The 24,630-nt window shown below is 39.1% G+C and carries 22 protein-coding genes and 1 tRNA gene; all 23 read right to left on the bottom strand.

Annotation, left to right across the window (positions count from 1 at the left end):
• Positions 1-1,179 (bottom strand): NADP-specific glutamate dehydrogenase (gene gdhA / locus K6G87_RS02060; protein ID WP_296833193.1); only part of this gene is annotated, 1,179 nt, incomplete at its 3' end.
• 478 nt (positions 1,180-1,657) lie between these two features.
• Complete coding sequence (locus K6G87_RS02055) at positions 1,658-3,046, bottom strand: SH3 domain-containing protein (RefSeq protein ID WP_296833190.1); 1,389 nt, start codon at positions 3,044-3,046, stop codon at positions 1,658-1,660.
• 97 nt (positions 3,047-3,143) lie between these two features.
• Positions 3,144-3,215: transfer RNA gene (locus K6G87_RS02050), tRNA-Arg, on the bottom strand.
• 115 nt (positions 3,216-3,330) lie between these two features.
• Positions 3,331-4,272 carry a DUF5688 family protein gene (locus K6G87_RS02045; RefSeq protein ID WP_296833187.1) on the bottom strand — a complete coding sequence of 314 codons (942 nt, stop codon included), beginning with the start codon at positions 4,270-4,272 and terminating at the stop codon, positions 3,331-3,333.
• 325 nt (positions 4,273-4,597) lie between these two features.
• Entirely contained in the window at positions 4,598-5,155 is a 558-nt protein-coding gene (gene efp / locus K6G87_RS02040) for an elongation factor P (RefSeq protein WP_296833184.1), read from the bottom strand.
• A gap of 149 nt (positions 5,156-5,304) precedes the next feature.
• The gene (locus tag K6G87_RS02035) at positions 5,305-5,745 is read right to left on the bottom strand and encodes a type II 3-dehydroquinate dehydratase (protein ID WP_296833181.1); all 441 of its coding nucleotides are present in this window, start codon (positions 5,743-5,745) and stop codon (positions 5,305-5,307) included.
• Positions 5,746-5,902: 157 nt separating this feature from the next.
• A complete protein-coding gene (gene aroE, locus K6G87_RS02030; RefSeq protein WP_296833178.1) occupies positions 5,903-7,288 on the bottom strand; it encodes a shikimate dehydrogenase in 1,386 nt (461 codons plus the stop codon).
• 2 nt (positions 7,289-7,290) lie between these two features.
• Entirely contained in the window at positions 7,291-7,824 is a 534-nt protein-coding gene (locus K6G87_RS02025; RefSeq protein WP_296833176.1) for a YqeG family HAD IIIA-type phosphatase, read from the bottom strand.
• A gap of 29 nt (positions 7,825-7,853) precedes the next feature.
• The gene (locus K6G87_RS02020; RefSeq protein ID WP_296833173.1) at positions 7,854-8,612 is read right to left on the bottom strand and encodes an ABC transporter ATP-binding protein; all 759 of its coding nucleotides are present in this window, start codon (positions 8,610-8,612) and stop codon (positions 7,854-7,856) included.
• 97 nt (positions 8,613-8,709) lie between these two features.
• A complete protein-coding gene (locus K6G87_RS02015) occupies positions 8,710-9,546 on the bottom strand; it encodes an ABC transporter ATP-binding protein (RefSeq protein ID WP_296833170.1) in 837 nt (278 codons plus the stop codon).
• 51 nt (positions 9,547-9,597) lie between these two features.
• Positions 9,598-10,422 carry an ABC transporter permease gene (locus K6G87_RS02010; protein WP_330669680.1) on the bottom strand — a complete coding sequence of 275 codons (825 nt, stop codon included), beginning with the start codon at positions 10,420-10,422 and terminating at the stop codon, positions 9,598-9,600.
• Entirely contained in the window at positions 10,403-11,347 is a 945-nt protein-coding gene (locus K6G87_RS02005; protein WP_296833167.1) for an ABC transporter permease, read from the bottom strand. The genes K6G87_RS02010 and K6G87_RS02005 overlap by 20 nt, the downstream gene beginning before the upstream one ends.
• 134 nt (positions 11,348-11,481) lie before the next feature.
• Positions 11,482-13,089, bottom strand: coding sequence for an ABC transporter substrate-binding protein (locus K6G87_RS02000; protein WP_296833165.1), 1,608 nt, complete (start codon positions 13,087-13,089; stop codon positions 11,482-11,484).
• Positions 13,090-13,147: 58 nt separating this feature from the next.
• Positions 13,148-13,627 (bottom strand): transcriptional regulator NrdR, encoded by a 480-nt coding sequence (gene nrdR, locus K6G87_RS01995; protein ID WP_296833162.1) that lies wholly within the window; start codon positions 13,625-13,627, stop codon positions 13,148-13,150.
• Positions 13,628-13,720: 93 nt separating this feature from the next.
• The gene (gene ftsZ / locus K6G87_RS01990) at positions 13,721-15,019 is read right to left on the bottom strand and encodes a cell division protein FtsZ (RefSeq protein WP_296833160.1); all 1,299 of its coding nucleotides are present in this window, start codon (positions 15,017-15,019) and stop codon (positions 13,721-13,723) included.
• A gap of 204 nt (positions 15,020-15,223) precedes the next feature.
• The gene (locus K6G87_RS01985) at positions 15,224-16,378 is read right to left on the bottom strand and encodes a cell division protein FtsQ/DivIB (protein WP_296833157.1); all 1,155 of its coding nucleotides are present in this window, start codon (positions 16,376-16,378) and stop codon (positions 15,224-15,226) included.
• Positions 16,371-17,534 carry an FtsW/RodA/SpoVE family cell cycle protein gene (locus K6G87_RS01980; protein ID WP_296833154.1) on the bottom strand — a complete coding sequence of 388 codons (1,164 nt, stop codon included), beginning with the start codon at positions 17,532-17,534 and terminating at the stop codon, positions 16,371-16,373. The genes K6G87_RS01985 and K6G87_RS01980 overlap by 8 nt, the downstream gene beginning before the upstream one ends.
• Before the next feature lie 29 nt (positions 17,535-17,563).
• The gene (murD, locus tag K6G87_RS01975) at positions 17,564-18,922 is read right to left on the bottom strand and encodes a UDP-N-acetylmuramoyl-L-alanine--D-glutamate ligase (protein ID WP_296833151.1); all 1,359 of its coding nucleotides are present in this window, start codon (positions 18,920-18,922) and stop codon (positions 17,564-17,566) included.
• 75 nt (positions 18,923-18,997) lie between these two features.
• Complete coding sequence (gene mraY / locus K6G87_RS01970) at positions 18,998-19,972, bottom strand: phospho-N-acetylmuramoyl-pentapeptide-transferase (RefSeq protein ID WP_296833148.1); 975 nt, start codon at positions 19,970-19,972, stop codon at positions 18,998-19,000.
• A 97-nt stretch (positions 19,973-20,069) separates the two neighbouring features.
• Positions 20,070-22,394, bottom strand: coding sequence for a penicillin-binding transpeptidase domain-containing protein (locus tag K6G87_RS01965; protein WP_296833145.1), 2,325 nt, complete (start codon positions 22,392-22,394; stop codon positions 20,070-20,072).
• 137 nt (positions 22,395-22,531) lie between these two features.
• The gene (locus tag K6G87_RS01960) at positions 22,532-22,984 is read right to left on the bottom strand and encodes a cell division protein FtsL (RefSeq protein WP_296833143.1); all 453 of its coding nucleotides are present in this window, start codon (positions 22,982-22,984) and stop codon (positions 22,532-22,534) included.
• A 42-nt stretch (positions 22,985-23,026) separates the two neighbouring features.
• The gene (gene rsmH / locus K6G87_RS01955) at positions 23,027-23,980 is read right to left on the bottom strand and encodes a 16S rRNA (cytosine(1402)-N(4))-methyltransferase RsmH (RefSeq protein ID WP_296833140.1); all 954 of its coding nucleotides are present in this window, start codon (positions 23,978-23,980) and stop codon (positions 23,027-23,029) included.
• Between the two features lie 14 nt (positions 23,981-23,994).
• The gene (gene mraZ / locus K6G87_RS01950; protein WP_296833138.1) at positions 23,995-24,432 is read right to left on the bottom strand and encodes a division/cell wall cluster transcriptional repressor MraZ; all 438 of its coding nucleotides are present in this window, start codon (positions 24,430-24,432) and stop codon (positions 23,995-23,997) included.
• Positions 24,433-24,630: the final 198 nt, after the last annotated feature.

The raw sequence follows: 24,630 nt of genomic DNA, 5'->3' as shown, positions 1-24,630 counted from the left end.
CCATGAAAGTCTCTCTGAGTTCTGGCTCATCTCAAGAGCAGATGTAGCAACACCACCAGCATTTGAAGCCTTACCACAGATGAAGAGTACACCATTCTCCTGAAGATACTTAGTAGCATCAAGAGTTGTAGGCATGTTAGCACCCTCACATACAGCATATACACCGTTAGCTACAAGTGCCTTAGCATCGTCAAGATCAAGCTCGTTCTGTGTAGCGCAAGGAAGAGCTACATCACACTTAATTGTCCATACACCGTGCTCGCCAGCCTTCTTCTCGTGATATTCAGCAGATGAACGCTGTGCAGCATACTCTGTAAGACGTGCTCTCTTAACTTCCTTAACCTCTTTAAGAAGTTCTACATCGATTCCTTCAGGATCATAGATCCAACCTGTAGAATCAGAACATGTAACAACCTTAGCACCAAGGCTCTGAGCCTTCTCGATAGCATAGATAGCAACGTTACCAGCACCTGATACTGTTACTGTCTTGCCTTCAAAGCTTGTTCCGTGGTCCTTAAGAAGTTCATCTGTGATATAAACAAGACCATATCCTGTAGCCTGTGTACGAGCAAGTGATCCGCCATATGAAAGGCCCTTACCTGTAAGAACGCCTTCATATACGTCTCTGATTCTCTTGTACTGACCATAGAGATAACCGATCTCACGTCCACCTACACCGATATCTCCTGCAGGAACGTCTGTATCAGCTCCAATGTGACGATAAAGCTCTGTCATGAAGCTCTGGCAGAATGCCATAACTTCTCTATCAGACTTACCCTTAGGATCGAAGTCTGAACCACCCTTACCACCGCCGATAGGAAGGCTTGTAAGTGAGTTCTTGAATACCTGCTCGAAACCAAGGAACTTGATGATACCAAGATTTACTGAAGGATGGAAACGAAGTCCTCCCTTGTAAGGTCCGATAGCTGAATTGAACTGTACACGGAAACCATTATTAACCTGTACCTGGCCCTTATCATCTACCCACGGTACTCTGAAAAGGATCTGTCTCTCGGGTGTTGTAAGTCTCTCAAGAAGAGCTTCCTTACGGTACTCATCTTCGTTAGCCTCGATAACTACTCTAAGAGATTCAAGTACCTCTTTAACTGCCTGGTGGAATTCAGGCTGTGCTGGATTCTGTGCTACGACTCTGTCGTAAATCTCGTCTACATATGACATATTGATACTCCTTCCCGCGTATATCGCGTAAAAAATAATCTAACAAGCAAAATCAAATCCCAACAACAACTTTTTCATCTGCAATTCCAAAGTTTGAAATCTAATCTTAACTTGAAATTTATTATTTTATAAAAAAAGAGCAATAAAGATCTAATGATCTCTACGCTCCATTGTGCAGACACCTTTGTCATAAGTTCAATATTATGATCGTATCAGCCATTGATACAATCGCATGCATGAATAATTGTATTCATATATACAATTCTCATCCACATCTGTGGATTATTATATTACCTTAATTAAAAAATTTCAATACGCTTTATTGCACTAAAACGTCAACGCTCTAAAAGTTATTATCCATCATTTTGCACAAAGATCGAGTCAAGTATATTGATCTAAATTAATCTGTGACAATTTTGATCAATTTTCCCAAATGTTTTGGGAACGATGACTCGATCCTTATAGTAAAAATCAATTATTATTTTGTAAGATATTCTGTCTTTACATAACCTTTTATGCCGTTATATTCAACCTCGCACCATCCATCGGCACGATAGTTAGTAACCTTTATCTCATCTCCCTGGTAAGCATTTCCAAGGATTTCAGAATCAGTACTTGCAGATTTTCTGATACGTACTGTCTCTTTGACATGATAGGTTCCTGTACTTGTTACAGCACTGCTATCTGAAGAATCGTCAGTATCTTCTGTCTTTGAATCTTCAGTATCTGAAGTAGTATCAGTCTCTGTAGTACTATCATCACTTTCTTCAGAAACCACTTCAAAATACTCGGTACGAACATAGGCTTCTCCGCCATCATACTCTATCTTACTCCAGCCATTTGCAAGAGCCTCTATCTGTGTGAACTGCTGTCCAACCTCTGTCTTTCCAAGTACATCAGCATTAGTTGAGTCTGAGCTTCTTATCTTAACAACTGTTGTTGCCTCTATTATGACTGTACCACTTTGTGTTTCTTCTTCAACTTCTTCAGTTGTCTCTTCAGTGCTCTGATCTGCTGTGCTTGCACTTGCAGCAGAATCATCTGATGCAGCTTCATTCGATGCATCAGTGGAAGCTCCTGATGAAGCCGCTGTTGCAGATGCAACTTCCTTACCTACGCTCTTATTAACCTCTTCTGAGAAGTTAGTAAGGAATGCGCTAAGCTCAGCATTCTCTTCAATCATAGTATTGTAATTAACAGCTACTTCATTACTAAGATCTATAAAATCGTCCTGAACACTTAAAGCTTCGATATATTCAATGATCTCATCATCAAGCTCACCAAAATACAGATAATATTCACCATCTTCATTGGTTCTGATGTAATAAGTCTGAAGTCCGGGTACCTGCTGATCAAATCCATCAAAATACAGTTCAAAATAAACGTATGTTACATATGCTCCTGTTTCAGGGCCTTTCTTGGTATAGACCTTGATAGCATCAAACTTCTCATAATACTGTGCAGATACTTCATATCTGATAAGAGCGGGCTCTGTAAGACCTTCTGTGATAGCATTAATGGTATCCATATCACCAGTTGCCTGAGCATCATAAAACTTCTTGATAAGAGCTGTGATCTCCGGATATGCATCCTCTTCCATCTCAACTTCTATAGCATCAGCTGTACTGCTTTCGACAGCAGATGCAGTCATAACACTATCTGAAGAAGTAGACGCTGTTGAAGCACTAACTGATGCAGTCTGATTATCATTCTTACCGGCACGAGCTGCCAGAAGAATGGTAATAAGTAGACATACAACCAAGAAAGCTGGCATTACGATTCTTTTATTATCAATTATATAAGTGGCAAGATTAAACTCACTTTTACGAAAAGCTTCCGGCTTATTTTTATCATTTTTACGTATCATTTCAATGTAACCTCTTATTTACTATATTAATCTTGGATAAGTGCCTTATACATCACCATGAAACTTAATAGCTGTCATTTATAAATCTATATAATAATGCACCCGACAGGAATCGAACCTGCATTAAAGGCGTCGGAGGCCTTCGTTCTATCCATTAGACTACGGGTGCAGGAGTCATTCCCACTTATTCTTAGGTCCCGAATTTACTCCGGGACCTTAAATGTTACAAATTTATTACGCACCAATGTATAATATCATATTAAGCCATTCATGTCCATGTTTTTTTACGCAAGTCCAGTTTTTAACGCTATTTCGTAATACTCAAAGACCTCGTCTTTAGCCCTGTCATAATAATAAACGTTGTCAGATAAGACATCTTCTGTTTCAACTTCCGTCATGTTTACGTATCTGACCATATCATAAAGTTCAGCCGCCTTATCTTTATCAAACTTGTCATCATCATCTATCATAAGTATAAGTTCATGAACAGAAGAAGGTAAAATATAAAAATTACTGTCATATTTATGAGATAGAGCACAAAGAAGTCCGGGACTTACCAATGTAGCAGCTCCATAGGTTCTGTCATTATTAGTCAGTATCTTAAGAAAAGACAGATTATCCTCTTCCAGTGAATCCTCAAAGTCTCCCTCTTCTTGGCTAATACCAAGTGAATTATTAACGACGTTCATAAGCGGAAGAAGCTCATAATCGTTCTTTTTAATAGCATTAGTACATGCTGCTTCATAGAGATCTTCCTCTTTGATATTCCACATGTCCACATGTTCATTTTTAATCATTATAACCCCTTCTGATATCTTATCACCTACACAACAGAAGTATGTGATCGCAAGATCCATAAGCTTTCTATGTGGCATACCGCTTAGAATCGTAAGATTCTTATCATAATTGATAAGTTTTACCATTATTCTGTCACGCACCTTGTCATAATCCTTAAAGTAGTCCACATCAAAATTCTTGTCCTTACTTCCAAGCCTTGCGATCTCTACCCTGTTAATGATATCCAAAAAGCTGGCTCCATCCTTAAATGCTTCATACATAGGTTCTAAATATATAACCTCTGAAATCTTGGTTCCGGGTGTATTCACATTAAGGCAGTTATAGGTAACACCATTATTCTTGCTTATCTCACTGATGCTTACCTTGCTCTCCGGGTACTTCTCTGACATATAAGATACTATCTGCTCACAAAATGATTTAAATTCCATAATTTATACTCTCCAAAAATTATTTAAACTTTTTACATACTGTTTTACAGTCTTTGCATTCATTTACACGAACGGCATTTACGCCCTTTTCATGCATTTACGCACTTTAATTCATTTACGCACTTTAATTCATTTACACACTTTAATTCATTTACACACTTTAATTCATTTACATACTTTAATTCATTTACATGTTTTAGATGCAAACCATTCATGCGTTTTAGAATTTCAGACAACAAAAAAGGCAATAGAACTATCCCAAAAGATAATCCTATTGCCTTACAGACATATTAATATTCAGAGAATATAAGACTGGTACTGAGCATTAAACTCTTGAAAGGTACTCGCCTGTTCTTGTATCAATCTTGATTACATCACCCTGGTTAACGAACAGCGGAACTGATACCTGTGCACCTGTCTCAACTGTAGCAGGCTTTGTAGCACCTGTTGCTGTATCGCCCTTGAAACCAGGCTCTGTCTCTGTGATCTCAAGCTCTACAAAAAGAGGAGGCTCGATTGCAAATACGCTTCCGTTGTAGGAATTAACTTTGCACATCTCGTTCTCTTTAACGAACTTCATTGAATCGCCAACAATATCCTGATTTACAGCGATCTGCTCATAAGACTCAGTATCCATGAAGTTGTAAAGATCTCCATCATTGTAAAGATACTGCATGTCTTTTCTCTCAATATGAGCCTGAGGGAATTTCTCAGTAGGTCTGTAAGTTGTCTCGATAACACCACCGTTGATGATATCCTTAAGCTTTGTACGAACAAAAGCTGCGCCCTTACCTGGCTTAACGTGCTGGAACTCGATGACCTGGCAGACCTTGCCATCTACCTCGATTGTAACACCATTTCTGAAATCACTGGCTGTAACCATAAAATCCTCCTGATAATAACATATAAAAGCAAACTGGATTTTGTGCCATAATGGGCTCACTAATCCAATTTAACAATTCTTTCTTAAACAACACATCATAGTTTATACTAATAAAGGCTATTTTGTCAACATATTATATATTAACAAGCCTAATTTTTGGAATGCGCTATAGCATGATCAATAGCTTCAAGATATCCCTTAAGACCATGTCCTACTATCTGCTCATCGCATGCAGGAGCAGTAACAGAGTTAGCTCTGAAAGATTCTCTTGCATTTATATCCGATATATGAATCTCTATCTTATAAATATGTTCAAGGCTCTTTAATGCATCATGTATCGCATAGCTGTAATGCGTATAAGCTCCGGGATTAATAATAATTGCATCTGTCTTGTTAAAATAAGCTTCCTGAAGCTTATCAATGATCGCACCTTCATGATTGGACTGGAAACATTCGACATCTGCTCCAACTTCTCTTGCCTTATCATTTATTGTACCGATCAGATAATCATAGTTCTGATCGCCATAAACAGCTTTCTCTCTAATACCCAGAAAATTAAGATTAGGTCCGTTAACTACTAAAATCTTCATATGATTTTCTCTTACTCTTTCTTCTAGTCTCTTTTATTACCAATTTCTTTTTACTACTGTTTTCTTTTATTTCTAATTTCTTTTACTACTAATTTCTTTTATTACTGATTTTCTTTACCCTGATATTCTTTATTTGCTTCTGGATCTTCACCTGATATCACAGCCCGAGCATCTTTATTATCTCATCTGCAACATTTAAAGGTTCTTTTCCATCAGTATCTATTACTATATCAGCTGCAAGCTCGTAGAACTCATTTCTTTGATCGATCATCTCTTTGATCCTGGCTTTTGGATCTTCAACCTGAAGAAGCGGTCTTGTAGTATCTCCCTTTATGCGCATATATACTGCATCAGGAGATGCTTTAAGATATACAACTCTGCCAAGCTTTGAAAGAAGTCTTCTGTTAACTTCTCTAAGCGGAAGGCCTCCTCCAGTTGCAAGTACAAGTCCGTCATGCTTTTCTTTGGTAAGAACTTCAAGCTGCCTTGTTTCCATATCTCTAAATGCAGCTTCCGATTTTGATGCGAATATATCAAAGATCGAACTTTCATAAGTCTCTTCTATAAGGCTGTCTGTATCAAGGTTCTCATAAGAGAGTTTATCCGCAAGTATTTTGGAAACAGTAGATTTACCGCTTCCCATATATCCTACAAGGACTACATTCTTCTCATTTTCAAGGCTGTCGCACATTGCCTTATAAACCTTATCACACTGCTCCTTTTTTACCGAGCAGCCTGTCCAGAGCTCATAAGCATCAACTCCTTGATATAAGAGCATTTCAAGACCGCTGTAAACCTTAGCACCTGCTTTTGTTGCAAGCTGCATGAATTTAGTATTCATAGGACGATAAACGATGTCATAACCTGTATGCACCAGTTTATAGAATTCCGGGTCTTCAATTATTGCCTTGTTATTATTTGGATGCATGCCAACGGATGTTGACTGGATACAAAGGTATCTGTCCTTAGGGATCTTATCGTACTGATCCATGGGAAGTGCTATAAGTCTGCTACCAGGCACTTTCTGACTTACTTCATCTGCAACTTCTACAGCTCTTTCTACGGTTCTGTTAAGGATATAGATAACTTCAGCACCCTCTGTCGCCATAAGAAGAGCTACAGCTCTTGCAACTCCGCCTGCTCCAAGGATTATTACCTTCTGGCCTTTAATAGATATGTTCTGGTTTAAAAGAGATCTCTTAAGGCCTGTCATGTCAGTATTATAGCCCTTATAACCTGTTCCATCCTCAGTTCTTACAAGAGTATTTACAGCTCCGATTTTTTTAGCAAGAGGATCTATTTCTTTAAGAAAAGGAATTACCGCTTCCTTGTGCGGTACGGTTACATTCATTCCCAGAATATTAAGAGCAAAAGCTCCCTTAACAGCATCTCCCACATTTTCCGGATCGACATCAAAAGGAACATAGACAAGATTCTTGCCAGTCATATCAGCAAGGCTGTTATGTATAAGCGGTGAAAGTGTATGTCCGGCAGGATGTGCCAGTAGTCCGCAGGTTAAAGTCTTACCATCAGTTTCGTTCAAGCTTAGTTCCTCCCAATATCAGGCCATTTACAACCATTTTTCTTTATATATCTTTTGTAAAAAAATAATACAATCCATTCAATGCGTCTCTTGATGACAATCTGTATCTCTTCCTTCTTGTCAATCTGATCAACCAGATACGATTTGATCCCTACTCTTTTTGCTCCCCAAACGTCTGTAAAGAGCTGATCCCCTACAAAAAATGTATTAGTGTCATTTGTGTTCATAAGCTTCATTGCACTAAGATAACCTTTTTTCATAGGTTTATTAGCTTTGTATATATATCTGCTTCCTACAGCATCAGCAAAAGTTCTTACTCTTGGCTCCTTATTATTAGAAATAAGAACAGTGTCAAAGCCTATGCTTTTAAGTCTTTTAAAAAGAGCTATTGCCCTATCATCAGCCGGAGCTCCATGAGGAACGAGTGTGTTATCAATATCATATATAACACCTCGATATCCAAGCTTATATAATTCTTCGTAAGGTATGTCATAGGATGACTTTGCAGTAGCATCCGGATATAAATAATGTTTCACAAAACCTCCAGGTTAAATAATTATTAGATTCAGACAATTCCAGCGGATCTAAGAAGCGTCTTGGTATAATCTGATGAAGGATTTCTGTATATCTCATCAGTTACTCCGTACTCAACAATCTCCCCGTCTTTCATAATAGCAACATGATCACACAGATTATACACTACCCTAAGATCATGCGAGATGAACAATATCGAAAGATCCAGCTTTTTATGAAGTCCGTCAAGAAGTTCAAGTATCTGTGCCTGAATAGTAACATCAAGTGCTGATACAGGTTCATCAGCTATTAGTATCTTGGGATTTTGCATAAGACTTAGAGCAATACTGACTCTCTGTCTCTGCCCGCCTGAAAGCTGGGACGGATATCTGTTTATATAGTCCACGGGAAGTTCAACCTGCTCACAGACATTCTTTATTCTCTCTTCCATCTCTTCATCAGTCCACTTACGCTTCCTGTCTACTTTAAGAGACTCTTTTAAGATCCAGTGAATGGTTCTTGCAGGATTAAGACTTCCGTACGGATCCTGAAATATCATCTGGGGATATTCATCTGTTTTGACAATAGAACCGGTATAATCCTTATTTATTCCCATAATAGCTCTGGCAAGCGTAGATTTACCGCTTCCACTCTCACCTACAAGCCCAAGAACTTCACCTTTATATACAGTAAGTGACACATTTTTAAGCGCTTTTATTTTTCCTTTTTTTTCGAAGATACTCTTTCTGCGCTTATCATAGTATACACTTAAATCATTGATCTCAATTGCCTTTTCATTCCATTCATTCATATAAAACGCTCTTTTTAATAGATTATTATAATTACATCGTGAATTATCTGTAACAAATTCTTCAAGCTGTAAAAATCACCATTGACAGATTACTTATCTACTTCTTACTCTTTTTGCCAGATTCAAGATCAACACTTGGTATTGATGCTATAAGTTTTCTTGTATACATATTTTTAGGTCTTGTAAATATTTCATTTACATTTCCACTTTCAACAACTACACCCTTTTGCATTACAAGAACCCTTGAACATATCTGCCTTACAAGACTAAGATCATGTGATATGAATATGATAGATGTTCCTTCTTCTTTGTTAATAGTCTTTAAAAGTTCTACTATCTGTGCCTGAACTGTAACATCAAGTGCTGTTGTAGGTTCATCGGCTATAAGTATCTTGGGATGACCTATCATGGCTGCAGCTATCATGACACGCTGTCTCATTCCTCCTGAAAGTTCATGAGGATACATCTCATATACCCTTTCAGGTTCATGAAGTCCTACCTTGGCCAGCATATTTATAGCTCTTAATCGTCTTTCTTTTTTGTCAATTTCAGGATGATGGATCCTGAGACTCTCCTCAGTCTGCCATCCTATCTTTTTGACAGGATTAAGAGATGTCATAGGCTCCTGAAATATCATTGATATCTCATCTCCCTGAAATGTTCTTAACTTATGACGATTACAGGTAAGAAGATCTTCTCCTTCGAACATAATACGTCCGCTCTTGTACATATCATGTCTGCTAAGAAGGCCGGCTATAGCAAGTGCACTAAGACTCTTACCTGAGCCGGATTCACCAACTATTCCGACTATTTCACCCTTGGACAGCTCAAGATCAAAATCTTCTACTGCTGTCTGGGGCTGTTTATGGTCATGAAATTCTATATGAAGATCATTTACAGACAAAATCACTTCGAAATTATCACTACTACTCATAATAATCTCCGGCCCTGTCTTATGTATGCAAGGCCTTCTTTCTACAATTTTTTATGCTTTCTTTCTAAGTCCTTCTCCCAAAAATGAGAATCCAAGAACCATCCAGACTATTGCAAATCCCGGTCCAAGAACACATAAAGGATTTTTGATCATAAACTGCTGAGCGCTTGAAAGCATATTGCCAAGACTATCATAGGGAGGCTGGGAGCCTATTCCAAGATAGGAAAGGCCAGCTTCAGCAAGAACCGCATTATTAAATCCTATAAGGATGGATGACCATAATACGCCTCTTATATTAGGCATGATATGCCTGAATATGATCCTAAGATCAGAAGCTCCCTGAATCCTTGCATTTTCTACATAGTCCATGCTCTTGCAACGCAGAACTTCAGATCTTACTATTCTGGCAAAACTTGGAATGAAAGCAATACCAAGGGCCACCATAACTACCAGGTTACCTGAATCAAAAAGACTGACTATAACAAGGGCTAGAAGTATCGAAGGAAATGCAAGCATGGCATCTACAACACGCATGAATACTTCGTCAACAAATCCGCCAAAGTATCCTGTTATAGCACCAAGTATAGTTCCTACTCCTGCACCTATGATCATAGTCCCACATGCAATAAAAAGAGTGATCCTGCTTCCGTACATTACACGGCTGAAGATGTCTCTTCCTTTATTGTCCGTTCCAAGAATATGCCTTAATGATATGCCTTGAAGCTTTTCTGAGGCACTCATCTTAGTAGGATCATATGGAGTCCAGAACATTCCGACAACAACTATAAGGAGCATTATACCTGTAAGGATAATCCCCCATAAAAGGAATGAATTAATTTTTTTATCACTGCCTAATTTAATCTTTAATAGTTTCAATTCTAGGATCCACCAGTCTGTATATAATATCTACAATAAAATTCACAACCATTACCAAAATCGCAATTCCCATTATAATTGCTTCAACAACAGGATAATCTCTGTTATTGATCGAAGTAAGAAGCATACGTCCAAGCCCAGGGATATTAAAAACCTGCTCAATTACGATCGAACCGCTGACCATGTCAGCAAGTGCCATTCCCATAAAGGTGATGACAGGTATCATTGCATTTTTAAGTACATGTCTGTATAGAACACCTCTTGTTGTATTGCCTCTACTATATGCTGTTCTTGTATAATCTTTGGAAATTTCATCTATAACACTTCCTCTAAGGAGCTTGACGCTCATTGTAATTTTGGGAAGAGCTATGGCTATTGCAGGAAATATCAGATATTCGATAAAACCCCAGAAGTCTTTTTTATAAGATACAAAGCCGCCCGGTACGAACAGATGAAGTGTGAGTCCGAACACAAGAGTAAGGATAATACCGGAAAAGAAAGGAGGTATAGCCATAATGATCTGATCAAGTACTACAACCACCTTATCTATGGTTCCGCCCTCATGCCTTGCTGTAAATATTCCAAGCGGAATAGATATGACTATCATAAGGATGAATGCCATAATAGCAAGCCATATAGTGATCGGTATCTTATCAAGTATAAGTTCTGATACGCTGCCATAAGAATAGGACTGTCCAAGATCACCATGAATAAAAGCCCATACCCATCTGAAATAGCGCACATATAGAGGATCATTAAGACCCATTTCTTCTCTTAGAATTGCAAGCTGATTCTCTGTAGCCTCTATTCCAAGGATCCTTGTAGCAGGGTCTCCGGGTATTAAGTTAAAAGCAAGGAACACCAGAACTGATACTACAAATAATGTTAACAGCATCATTCCGGCTTTCTTTAAGATATACTTCACTTCTTCGTCCTCCAGGACAATTTTAAATCTATAATAGGATAAATCAAAAATCGTATTATTGTAAGATTTATCTCCTTAAAAATAGGGTCTGACTTCCAAAAAGTCAGACCCTTTCACATGTCAGATTTTTCAGATCACTCCGCAAGCTTTATCTTTGCAATATCCTGTACATAAAGCGGATAGAAAGTATAACCTGTATACTTACTATTAAGAGCTACGAACTCAGGAAGATCCTGGATATATATAGCTGCCGCTGTTTCTGACAGAATTCTTTCACATTCCTTATAATACTCTACCTGCTCAGCATCATCAACTGTAGCCTGTGCTGCAGCAAAAGCCTTATCATAATCAGCATTGGAGTAATTGAACATATTGTTGTGTGCATCAGAAGTATAACGATATAAAAGAGCAGAAGCATTAAGTGTTGATGCATCAAAGCCTACTACAGTAGCTTCATAATCTTTATTACCATATACATCTTCAAGCCATGTATTCCACTCGATTTTCTGGATCTTAACTGTAACTCCGATTGCTTCAAGCTCCTCAGCAATTACCTCTGCAGTATCAATGTGAGGTGTATAGTTTGAAGGAACTTTTACTGTGAATGTAAATCCATCAGGATAACCAGCCTGTGCAAGTAACTCTTTAGCCTTATCTACATCCTGATTATAAGTGTCATTAAGTGACTCGTCAAAATATTTACCGAATGAAGGGAACATAGCTGATCCAATCTCTACTCCGGCACCGTCAGATACGAAATCCATGATCTCCTGAGGGTCTATAGCATAGCAAAGAGCCTGACGTACAAGCTCATTGTCAAAAGGTGCTACAGCATTATTAACATAAAGTGCCTGAACCAGATTCATCTCTCCTTCATATATGTCAAAAGAGTCTGAAAGCTGACCTGCCTGGCTGCTTGTAACACGTGCATACATATCGATTGAACCGCCTTCAAGATCTGCTACGATATTATCAGGATTAGCTTCTACCTTGAATTCAACATTCTTTATGTGTGCTGCATTATCTGTATCCCAGTAATCATCAAACTTCTCAACTACAAGGTTCTCCATAGCTGTACGTGATACGAACTTGTAAGGACCTGTTCCAATAGGATTAGTTTCAGCATCTTCTATATCCTTAGGCATGATCGCAACTGTACAATAGCTAAGAAACTCTGTATTACCGGTGCTAAGTGTCACCTTAACATGTGTATCATCAACCTTTTCGATAGATGCAACATCTTCGAATATAGAAGCACCTGTATCCTTATAACGCTGAAGCGAAGCAACTACATCATCTGCGGTAACAGTATTTCCATTATGAAAAAGTACGTTATCACGTATAGTAAAAGTATATTCTGTAGCATCATCTGAAATTTCATATTCAGAAGCAATTGCAGGATTAAGATTACCATTTTCATCAGGCTTAACAAGGCCTTCAAAAATATTGAAAAGAACTTCTCTTGTTCCTGCAGACTGTGCGATATGTGGGTCAAGACTATCAAGATCCTGGGGGATACCCACTGTAAATACTTCTTCAGAAGCACTCTGTTCCTGCTCAGAAGCACTCTGTGCCTGCTCAGAAGCACTCTGTGCCTGCTCAGATCCGCTTTGAGCTGCATCAGTACCTGATGCTTCATCTTTCTTGCCGCATCCAGCCATCATAGTAGCTGACATTGCCAGGGCGCATACAGCTGCAAGTCCTCTTCTTACAGCCATTCCTGACCAAATATTCTTTTTCATAATACCACTCCTTTTAAATAGATATATATTCCTGGTTAAACCATAAGATAATTAAGTTTTAAGAATCTTTAGAAGAACCATCAACCTCTTTATTCATTACATCCTTAAGTTCATCCATGAATGTGTTGATATCTTTGAATTCTCTGTAGACGGACGCAAATCTGACATATGCTACAGGCTCAAGGTCCTTCATCTTATTCATTACAAGCTCACCTATCTCACGGCTTGGAATCTCACGCTTTTCCATATTGAAGATCTCAGCTTCAACGCTGTCAACCAGCTTAGTGATCTGTTCTGCACTAACAGGACGTTTATGACAGGCTCTTAGAATACCTGCTTCTATCTTAGATCTGTCATAAGGTTCTCTGTTATTATCTTTTTTAATTATAATTATAGGAATCGTTTCAACCTTTTCATAGGTCGTAAAACGCTTACCGCATGAGTCACAGATACGTCTTCGTCTTATGGATGTATTATCATCTGCCGGACGAGAATCAATTACTCTTGTTTCGTCTTTACCGCAAAACGGACATTTCATAGCGGTTTCCTCCCTCTATTTTGCTGATTTCTAAAAAACGCTTCAGATGCAGGCACCTGAAGCGTTTAAAATTGTTTTCTGATTCGCAGATATTTACTTCTTCTGTAAAAACTCAGGAATCTTAAGCGATTTAGGCTCTACAGTAGATCTTACGCTGCTATCGCTGCGGAAGAAAGTCCTTGAAGATGTCTGTGGTTCAGCATCAACTGTAGGCTCTGCCTGTGCAGGCTGCTGTGTTGGCTGCACTGGCTGTGTCATTGTCTGAGGATTTACAAAAGGTCTTGGCTGCGGAATTGAATTAGTTGTAACAGGTCTTACAAATGGCTGTGCTGCCTGTGGTCTTGCACCTGTGTTTGCAGCCGGAGTAGCCTGCGGAGCTGCCTGTGGTGCAGCCTGTCTTGCAGGAGCAGATGAAGCCTTAGCCATATTCATAGCCTGAGCACGATCTTCGATTCCTGTAGCGATAACTGTAATATTACATGTATCAGACTGAGACTGATCATATACAGCACCGAATATGATGTTAGCTCTCTCACCGGCAAGTTCCTGTACATAACTTGCAGCATCAGATGCATCAGCAAGTCCGATATCACCTGAAACATTGATGATAACATCAGAAGCACCGGAAATAGTAGTATCAAGAAGAGGACTCTCAACAGCAAGCTTAACAGCATCTGCAGCCTTGTGATCACCAGTTCCTGTACCAATACCGATGTGTGCGATTCCCTTACCCTTCATTGCTGTCTGTACGTCAGCAAAGTCAAGGTTAATAAGACCAGGTACATTGATAAGATCAGTAATACCCTGAACAGCCTGCTGAAGGACTTCATCAGCCTTCTTAAGAGCATCGGGCATAGATGTACGACGGTCTACGATCTGTAATAATTTATCATTAGGGATAACGATAAGAGTATCTACGTTATTCTTGAGATTTTCAATTCCCATAAGAGCATTCTGCATTCTGGTACGTGCTTCAAAGCTAAAAGGCTTTGTAACAATACCAACAGTGAGAATTCCCATATCTTTAGCTGCCTTAGCAACTATAGGTGCTGCACCTGTACCGGTTCCACCACCCATACCGCATGTAACAAAGACCATATCAGCACCTTTAAGTGAGCTGTTGATCTCTTCCACGCTTTCTTCTGCAGCTTTCTCTCCAACTTCAGGTTTAGCACCAGCTCCCAATCCCTTTGTGAGCTTCTCTCCGATCTGCAGAAGTTTCGGTGCCTTACATAATTGAAGAGCCTGCTTATCTGTATTCATGCCGATAAACTCGACACCGGTCACGTTCTCGTCAACCATTCTATTAACAGCATTGTTGCCTGCACCACCAACTCCAACTACGATGATTTTGCACGCAGCTTCAGCCTCATTCGACTTGATTTCCAGCAAAACAACTCCTCCTTCACGTCCAGTTTTAAAACCCTACCATTTATATATCATACGATTTTTTGAGGGATTTAGCAACTATCTTTTTAATATTATGAGTAATTAAGTACATATTTAACATTACGGCCTTCCCATAGCCTGATGCTCCCATACAGGTTATTATTGGCCTTATACTTCAATTCGCCTTAGCTCATCGTTTATATAAACTTATGTCGCTTCCTCGAATCTTACTGAATCTGTATTTTCATCGTATTCTTCAAGGTGAAGCGTTCCCTTTTTGCCTTCAAGCGATGGAAGTATATAAGGTAATTGTATCACTTTTTCGTCAATATTTTCTTCCGAACCTATAACAACTTCAATATTGTCAAAATACAGATACACATTATAAGCAGAATCAAAGTACATCTGATCTGCATGAAGATCATACTTGGCAAGAAGCTGAGTAAGATCCAGTATTTCAGCAAAAATGCTGCTGTCTTCAACAGGAAGAGCTTCGTACAAGACCACTCTGTCGAACTTAAGTCCCTTAACCACAGGAACTCCGTCAAGCAGTTCTGACGAGCCTTCTACAATTATTCCTTCTCTGTCAAAATACATATAGTTTTCCAGATAGCTTATGCAACCAGCCAACGCTTTTTCGTATACATGAATATTTATCGTGTCAGCCGATTCTATATCTACTGTGATCTTCTCTATAAAAGGTATATCTCCAATAGACTTGTTGTGATATTTAAAGCTCAGGAACAGTGAGTTATGTGCAAACATTCCATCCATAACCATATCCTGAATCTCTTCATCAGTATAATAGGTATTTCCAACTACATTTGCAGTTTTTACCTTATAATGAGTTCTTATATACTGAAGAACACCAAGCCCTATGATACATACCAAAAATATAGTAAAAAATAGGATAAGTATACTTTTGTGAAGCCTTAAAAATTCACCTGGCGTAACCTTTGGTTTTTTAGGCTTCCTGTTTTGGTATTCTATTCTCTCATTTTGTCTGTAATAGCTGCTATTTACTGTATCATTCCCATAAGGCCTTATGCCGCTATTTTCCACAAGTCTTGGTCTTGACGCAGCGCTTTTATACGTTCCTTGTCTTGTTCTTGTCTTATGCTTTAAGTTTTTCTTTTTGTTGCCATTTGAAGAAACTGAAGAAGGTCTTTTTCTACCAGAAGATGCACTGCTTCTTTTTGGGCTTCCATAAGAAGCTCCCGTCCCTTTTGACGATCCCGTAATATAAGCTCCTGAAGTCCTTCTTTGTCCCAGGCTGTTATTACCTGCAATTTTAGCTTTAGCTGCATGGCTCCGATTTACAGCTTTGGCTCCTGCAGGATGTCTTTTTTTCTTTTTATTCATATTCCGCAGAAGATATCCTTGATACGTTTAAGGCAATTCCAATCTCAACAAGCTGCATAACTACAGCGGAGCCGCCATAGCTTATAAAAGGCAGTGTGATACCTGTATTTGGAATACTATTGGTAACAACGGCAATATTAAGAATTACCTGAATTGACACATGCGCAAGAACGCCGATAACAAGTAGCGCTCCAAACATATCAATTGCAGTATCAGCAACAAGCTTAAGTCTCCATATAAGAAGCATGAACATTATGATGATAGCTATAGCTCCAAACAGTCCCAACTCTTCACATATGATTGAAAAGATCATATCGTTCTGAGCTTCAGGAAGAAAACCAAGCTTTTGCATACTTTCTCCAAGGCCTTTTCCAAAAAGACCTCCTGAGCCAATTGCATATAAAGCCTGAATCGTCTGGTGGCTTGTTCCGCTTGAATAAAGCTCAGGATGGAGCCACGCAAGAATACGTTTAAATCTGAAGTTAAGTCCATCAGATGACGATGATATAGCATAATATACAGCAAAAGCCGCAACTGCTAATCCGCTTCCTCCAAGAAGTATAAATCTCTTATAATCAGGACAGGATACAAATAACATTGCAACTGCTATACATACAATGATAAGAGCAGAACTCAGGTTCTTGGTAAGAGAATATACTAAAAATGCCGGAACTAGCGACATTCCAAGAGTTATAACAAATCCCCTTCTAGTCGAAACCTGCTTACCAAGCTGAGATACGAATCCAGCAAGGAATATTATCATAAGAAGCTTACTAATCTCTGCAGGCTGAATGGATATACCAAAAATCCTGATCCATCTTGTAGCACCATTTGCAGAGTATGCAAGAGATGTTTTTACCAAGAATGGTGCAGCGCACGCTCCTGCATAAGCAAGTATGGTGAACCTTTTGTAAATCTTATAATTGGGCCAAAAAGATATTACAAGCATGATCGCAAGACCCAAAGCAGTAGATCCTGCCTGCCTTTTAAAATAGTACCACGCATTTCCGAACTTGAGATTAGCTTCATAAGAGCTAGTGGACAAAAGCATGATAAGTCCGAAAACAAGGAGGAACAACACTATAAAAATGAGACCGTAGTTGACATAATAGGTCTTTTTAAATCTCGCCCTTACTCTCTCCTGAGCATCCATCATAACCAGTCCCCCTCCATAGGCTTTATAAGTCAAAGTGAATTAACATAGCTTTTGAACATCTTGCCCCTTACTTCATAGCTTGGGAACATATCCCAGCTCGCACACGCAGGTGAAAGGAGTACTGCATCTCCAGGCTGCGCATTCTGCGTACAATACTTAAGAGCTCCCTCAAATGAATCTTCATGATGAATAGCGTTAAAACCATGTTTTCTGGCACATGCATCAATCTTGTCAGCTGTAGCGCCGATCAAAACAAGCTCTTTAACCTTACCATCAAAAGCTTCTATCCATTCATCAAATTCGCTGCCCTTGTCATAGCCTCCGCCAATAAGGAAGGTCGGCTTAGACATAGCCTTTATTCCCTGAATAGCCGCATCAGGATTGGTTCCTTTTGAATCATTGTAATAGTCTACACCGTTCTTGGTTCCTGAAAACTCAATTCTGTGCTCAACTGCTTTAAAGTCATGTATTACTCTAAGTATAGTTGCCATAGGAACTTTCATAGCCATAGCCATGGCAATTGCTGCCATAACATTTTCCACATTGCAAAGGCCCACAAGATTCATATCATGAATATTCATGATACGAACAGGCTCCAAATCCCCAGCAAGATATATCTCGTCGCCTTCAAGATAGAAGCCTTTTTCCAGTTTTTCATGGGATGAGAAAAAAACTACCTTTGAAGGACATCTTTTTGCAAATTCCCTTGTATACTCATTGTCATAGTTAAGTACGCAGGTATCTTCCATTGTTCCATTAATAGTTACATTCTCCTTACATCCTGCATAATTCTCCATAGTATGATGTCTGTTAAGATGATCAGGAGTAATATTAAGTATCGCAGAAACATTAGCATGGAAGTTCTCAACAGCTTCAAGCTGGAAAGAACTTATCTCAGCTACAGTAACGCTCTCGTCAGTCATATTTAAAGCTTCAAGGGCATATGAATGTCCTATATTACCAACAACATATACATCCTTAAAATATGCCTTCATTATCTCGCCAACAAGTGTTGTAGTTGTAGTCTTGCCATTAGTTCCTGTTATTGCAATAAGCTTTCCCTTTGCAAAATTGTATGCAAGCTCAATCTCACTCCAAATTGGAATATTTTTATTCTTAAAATAAGTGATAGTATCTGTATCAAGTGGAACAGCCGGACTTGGTACCACAAGCACAATCTCGCTTGCAAGATCTTCAGGGAGCTTACCTATGACAATCCTTACATTATCTGCATCATGCTCAAGCTTAGCTCTTACATCACTTTCATTTGTTTTCTCATTCTCATCAAGAAGAACCGGCCAAGCGCCTGCACTGCACAGAAGATGAGCAGAACCTATCCCCGACAAACCTGTTCCTATAACGAGTACCTTTTTGTCCTTTAAATCCATTTGTAAATCCTCCATATACATCAACTACATATATTAAAACAATCTAATTTTCACAATTACTATATGTACTCTTTTTTACCACTTGATAGCTATAAGGCCTATAAGTGCTGCAATAACAGTCACTGTCGTAAAAGCATTAACTACTCTTGTCTCTGACCAACCGCCCTTTTCAAAATGGTGATGAATCGGGGCCATTCTGAAGATTCTTTTGCCATGAGTGATCTTAAAATAACCAACCTGCATTACAACTGATATAACTTCTACTGCATATATGATTCCAACAATAGGAATCCAAAGAGTAAGTCCTGTGAGGTAACTTATGGCTACAACATATCCGCCAATTGCAAGTGATCCGCCATCTCCCATGTATACCTTACCGGGATATACATTGTAATACAGATATCCAAGAAGGCCTCCAAGAAGAGCCGCACTTACAGGTGTAATCTCGCTTGTAGTCATCATAGCTACTATGGCAAAAAATGTTGCGACTACTGCTGTGACTGAACCGCAAAGTCCGTCAACGCCGTCTGTAAAGTTAGTTCCATTAGTTGTTGCAAGAGCTACAAGAAACAGAAATGGAATATTGAACCATCCAAGATCAACCTCAGTCCCAAGGAAAGGAATGTACATAGAATAAAAATCTTCGATAGTATTATTAACAAAAAGAACGAATATTACCATTACTATGAACTGTAAAAGGAGCTTCTGCCATACTCTAAGGCCAAGGTTTCTATGCATTACAACCTTGATATAGTCATCAATAAAGCCAACTATATAAAAGCCAAGTGTCAGAATTATAACAGCCCACATCTTAGGTGTTTTGACAGCATAAGGAATGGTAACTATAAGCATTGGAAGAAGGAATATGATTCCTCCCATAAGGGGCGTTCCTGCTTTTTTCTTATGAGATTCAAGGCCCTCTTCTCTTTCAGAATCCTTGATCCCGAGACTTTTAAGAATCGGAATTATTATCTTACCTGCTATAAGTGCCAGTATCCATCCAGCAAGGACAGGTCCTACAAGATATTTAAATAAAACTTCATTAGTCATGACTACATCTCCAAAAAAGTATTATATATATTTATTCATGGACCAAGGTTACAGACTATATCTCATCAGAGATAAATCCATGAATATCTGTGACTACTTACGGGCCATCCTCTTCAGTTGGTGTATTAGCAGTAGTATCAGGAAGAGAAGATTCTCCGCCTCCAACCGTATTACCAGTCTCAGGATCGATCAATTCGCCCGTATCCGGGTCAATATAATAACCCGTCTCAGGATCAACGTCAAATGATTCCCATATCTTGGATCCAGCCTCTGAAGAGTCATCACTGCTTTCATCAGCAGCCTCATCTCCTTCACTACTCTCATCCTGTGAACCATCCTCCATCGGAACACCTTCTGAACCTATCTGAGATTCATCAAGCTCGTCGACATTCGATTCACCAGTCTGATCTGTCGCATTACCATCTTCTATTGAATCATAAGTTGCTGTTTCATCTGTAGTGGTAGAATATCCGCTCAAATTAAGAGCTTCAAGCTCAGCCTGTTCATCCTCTGTAAGCTCTTCTGTCATAGGATAGTGCAGATATGGAAGAACCTCAGTTAGAATCTTTCTTACTATTCTTGTAGCATACTTGGCATCATCCTGATACTGAGCATTAGGTCTGTCTACAACAACATAGATAGCTATCTCAGGATCATCAGAAGGAGCATATCCCATAAATGATACAACATAGTTGGTCTTATCTCTCGGAATAGTCTCTGCAGTACCTGTTTTACCGCCTATCATATATCCGGCAGGTCTCGCAGTTTTACCTGTACCTTCGTCTCCGGCTACAACTTCATTACAATAGCTTACTATCTTATCTGAAACAGACTCTGATATTGTCTGTCTGATGATCCTTGGCTCTATCGTCTTAACAGTTGCTCCGCTTGGAGATACGATCTTACTAACAAGATGAGGCTGATAATAATATCCACCATTAATAAGCGAAGCAAAACCTGCTATAGTCTCTATCATAGTGACATTAAAGCCCTGACCGAATGTACCTGTTGCAAGTTCTGTAGGTCCCATATCTTCTGCAGAATATACAAGTCCTGCGGTTCTTGATTCTCCAGCAAGATCTATATTGGTCTTAAGTCCAAATCCAAAAGCATGCTGATAGCCTGCAAAAGTATCAGATCCTATCGCCTGACCTATCTGCATGAGAGCAACGTTACAGGATATCTCAATAGATCTTGATACAGAAACCTGACCATCACCATATTTATTATGACATCTGATCTTGTATCCACCAATTTCAAGTGATCCATCACATTCATATACTTCATTACCGGTTATACTTCCGCTATCAAGTCCTGTAGCAACCGTAAATGGTTTATATACAGATCCCGGTTCATAAGTATTAGAGATACAGAAGTTCTTCCAGAGTGCATTGAAGTTTGCAAGAATCTGTTCATTGGACATAGAAGCAAGGTTGGTCTCATTAATATAACCACCAGTCTCAGATTCAAGATCCACCTTACTGCCATCTTCATCAACCATTCTCATACCAAGAAGTGCTGATGTATCTCTGGTATTGTTAAGGTCATAGCTGGGATAACTTGCCATAGCAAGTATCTCACCTGTATTAACATCCATTATGATGCAGCCTACATTCTCGGAAGCATTACCTTCATGATATGCATCTTTATAGGTATCATTAAAGTCCTGAAGATACTTCTCAACTATAGTCTGAATATTGCCATCTATTGTAGTAACAATACTGTTACCATCCTCGGCTGCAATAGTAGTACGTTCAAGATTACTGTCATCATCAAGATAACCATATTCTCTTCCGTATGTACCATTAAGCTCATCATTATAATATTCTTCAAGACCGTACTGGCCCTGATTGTCCTTAGTTGTAAATCCAACAACATCACTGGCCAAAGATCCATTTGGATAATATCTTATATATGAATCCTCAAACCACACACCCTGAATATTTGAGTTATAATCCCCACTTCCAGGTGTCATATATGCCTGAAAAGGAGCTATCTGATCATACTGAAGCTCTTTGGCAATTATATAGTAAGCAGATGAAGGATTATTACTTATGTAAGTCCTTATAGTTGCTTCATCAGTATACTCACCAAACTGGGCAGCAAGGGCCTTGATCGTGGGTTCCACAGCATCAGTATTCTCAAGAAGTACTCTGGTATCAAGGATTACATTATATACTTTCTGGCTCATAGCAAGAACCGTTCCGTTCTTATCAAGTATCTCGCCTCTTCTATATGGAAGAGTTACGGAATCATATTCCTGCTGCGACAGAACCTGCTTTTCATATTCAGCTCCGTTATTTCTCGTAATAGATACAAGTCTGGCAGAAAGAAGAGCAAATATCAGCATCATACATACAAACATGACACGAAGTTTTTTCTTCATACGCCAGGTAAAGCGCTGTTCTTTATTCTTTTTCATTCTGACCCCAATTACATCTTTTCTATTTATATAAATCAAGCAAATATGTGATATTCAAAGCAAAAATCAAGCTATGAAAAACGCCGGCCAAACTTTTCATCTGCCCGGCGTTCCAAAGAACTATGATATCACAAATTTTAATTCTGAGGAATCTCTTCATTCTGTCTTACATAATCATCTCCGCCCTCATCAGAGTATGTTACGATCTGATCCTCATCAGCATATGTCATGCCATATTCTTCCATGGCTATACGTTTGATCTCATCAAGATCTACATTGCTGCTGGCCTTGTTGTACTTCTCATCATTCTCCTGCTTAAGCTCATTGAGCTGGCTCTCAAGAGTAGAGATTGTATTAACGCTGTTAGTGATCTGCATCCTAAGGGATACATATCCGGTAGCAACTATTGCTACAGCCACCATAGCTGCACAAAGAAAGAGCATATAGCCAAAAGACATATGTTTTCTGCGTCTCTTCTGGCCTCCCTTTATCTCACGAAATCTTTCCTGTTCCTGTTCTCTTCTTTGTCTTCTTACAGTGTTGCCTTCAGCATATTCTGTATTGTAATCATATCTGTATCTTTCGTTCATTAATAGTGCCTCCTTTTTAGGTATGCCCCTAGGATGACCATGTTATTTCTCGTCAACATCAGCTACTTTTTCAAAGACCCTGAGCTTTGCACTAGCAGATCTTGTGTTACTGTCGAGTTCTTCCTGGCTTGGAAGAATAGGTTTCCTCGTAATTACTTTGCCCTTAGATTTCTTGCCACATACACATACCGGGAATTCCGGTGGACATGTGCATGGATTTTCATTGTTCTTGAAGTTAACCTTAGTAATACGGTCTTCAAGTGAATGGAAGGTTATAACGCAAAATCTTCCACCTGGATTAAGAAAGTCAATCATCCCATCAAGCGAGTCCTGAAGAACATCAAGCTCTCTGTTGCAGGCAATCCTTATTGCCTGGAAAGTACGCTTACTAGGATTCCCCCCTTTAGTACGCATCTTGGCAGGAATAGATTCGTGTACTATCCTGTCCAGTTCCCCTGTTGTCTCTATTACTTTGTTCTGACGTTCAATACAAATATGCTTGGCTATATTTCTGGCGAATTTATCTTCGCCATAATCTCTTATAATGTGGTAAATCTCAGTCTCAGGCCATTCATTGATTATCTCTTTGGCTGTAAGTGACTGTCTTCTATCCATTCTCATATCAAGAGGTGCATCATACTTATAACTAAATCCCCTGTCTGCAGCATCAAGCTGATATGAAGAAACTCCAAGATCTATAAGAATACCGTCAACGCCTGTAACTCCAATCTCTTTAAGCCTTGCCACAGCATTCTCATAGTTGTCTCTTATTATTGTGACTCTGTCCTTGTACGGCTCAAGGCGTTTGGTTGCAGCCGCGATCGCATCCTCATCCTGATCTATTCCATAAAGATGTCCGCCGGCAGTGAGCTTTTCTGCTATATGAGAAGAATGCCCAGCGCCTCCAAGTGTGCCGTCCAGATAGATCCCATCCGGCTTAATATTAAGATTATCGATTACTTCATTAAGAAGTACGGATGTATGTTTAAATTCCAAGCGTTGCCTCCATTTTAGAAATCAAGACCCATATTACCCATTTCTTCAGCAACATCTTCTATATCATCAAAGGAGTTGTTCTCCTCCCACTTAGTACTGCTCCAAATCTCTGCATGATTGCCAACACCTACAACCACTGCATCTGCCTCTTTTTGCATACCTGCAAATTCAAGAAGATTAGCAGGAAGAAGAATACGTCCCTGCTTATCAAATTCGGTAACAAGTGCTCCACCTAGGAAAAAACGCTGTAGCTTACGGCTCTTGCTATTAGATGAAGGGAGTGATTGAAGTTTCATGGTAAAAGCTTCCCAACTGTCTTCCGGATACAGCAAAAGACACCCATCAAGTCCCTTCGTTACCGCAAACTGGTCACCCAGCTCATCTCGTATCTTGGAAGGAATGATGAGACGCCCTTTAGCATCGATTGAATGGCTGTATTCACCAGTTAACATCAGCACTCACCTAAGCGTCGCATAAAGCTTTCAAAACTAAATCTGTGGTTCAAAAGGTATATCGGATAATATCCACCACTTTTTAACCCTTTTTCACCACTTTTCTCCACCTGTCACCATTTTATTACATTTTTTTAGGCTTTTCAATAAAAATATGGCGTGGAGGATAGTGGTGGGATATTCAAAAATGGTTTAAAG

The sequence above is a fragment of the Butyrivibrio sp. genome (genome assembly GCF_024699075.1).
Note: the sequence above shows the minus strand (reverse complement) of the source record. Positions and strands in the feature narration are given on the sequence as shown.

Bases quoted from the DNA above. Each gene is read 5' to 3' on its own strand.
- mraY (WP_296833148.1), bottom strand. From the start codon at position 19,972: ATGACTAATGAAGTTTTATTTAAATATCTTGTAGGACCTGTCCTTGCT.
- K6G87_RS02000 (WP_296833165.1), bottom strand. From the start codon at position 13,089: ATGAAAAAGAATATTTGGTCAGGAATGGCTGTAAGAAGAGGACTTGCA.
- efp (WP_296833184.1), bottom strand. From the start codon at position 5,155: ATGGTTACAGCCAGTGATTTCAGAAATGGTGTTACAATCGAGGTAGAT.
- K6G87_RS01985 (WP_296833157.1), bottom strand. From the start codon at position 16,378: ATGAATAAAAAGAAAAAAAGACATCCTGCAGGAGCCAAAGCTGTAAAT.
- K6G87_RS01980 (WP_296833154.1), bottom strand. From the start codon at position 17,534: ATGATGGATGCTCAGGAGAGAGTAAGGGCGAGATTTAAAAAGACCTAT.
- K6G87_RS02035 (WP_296833181.1), bottom strand. From the start codon at position 5,745: ATGAAGATTTTAGTAGTTAACGGACCTAATCTTAATTTTCTGGGTATT.
- K6G87_RS01960 (WP_296833143.1), bottom strand. From the start codon at position 22,984: ATGAACGAAAGATACAGATATGATTACAATACAGAATATGCTGAAGGC.
- nrdR (WP_296833162.1), bottom strand. From the start codon at position 13,627: ATGAAATGTCCGTTTTGCGGTAAAGACGAAACAAGAGTAATTGATTCT.
- K6G87_RS02015 (WP_296833170.1), bottom strand. From the start codon at position 9,546: ATGAGTAGTAGTGATAATTTCGAAGTGATTTTGTCTGTAAATGATCTT.
- mraZ (WP_296833138.1), bottom strand. From the start codon at position 24,432: ATGTTAACTGGTGAATACAGCCATTCAATCGATGCTAAAGGGCGTCTC.
- K6G87_RS02045 (WP_296833187.1), bottom strand. From the start codon at position 4,272: ATGGAATTTAAATCATTTTGTGAGCAGATAGTATCTTATATGTCAGAG.
- murD (WP_296833151.1), bottom strand. From the start codon at position 18,922: ATGGATTTAAAGGACAAAAAGGTACTCGTTATAGGAACAGGTTTGTCG.
- K6G87_RS01965 (WP_296833145.1), bottom strand. From the start codon at position 22,394: ATGAAAAAGAATAAAGAACAGCGCTTTACCTGGCGTATGAAGAAAAAA.
- K6G87_RS02055 (WP_296833190.1), bottom strand. From the start codon at position 3,046: ATGATACGTAAAAATGATAAAAATAAGCCGGAAGCTTTTCGTAAAAGT.
- K6G87_RS02020 (WP_296833173.1), bottom strand. From the start codon at position 8,612: ATGAATGAATGGAATGAAAAGGCAATTGAGATCAATGATTTAAGTGTA.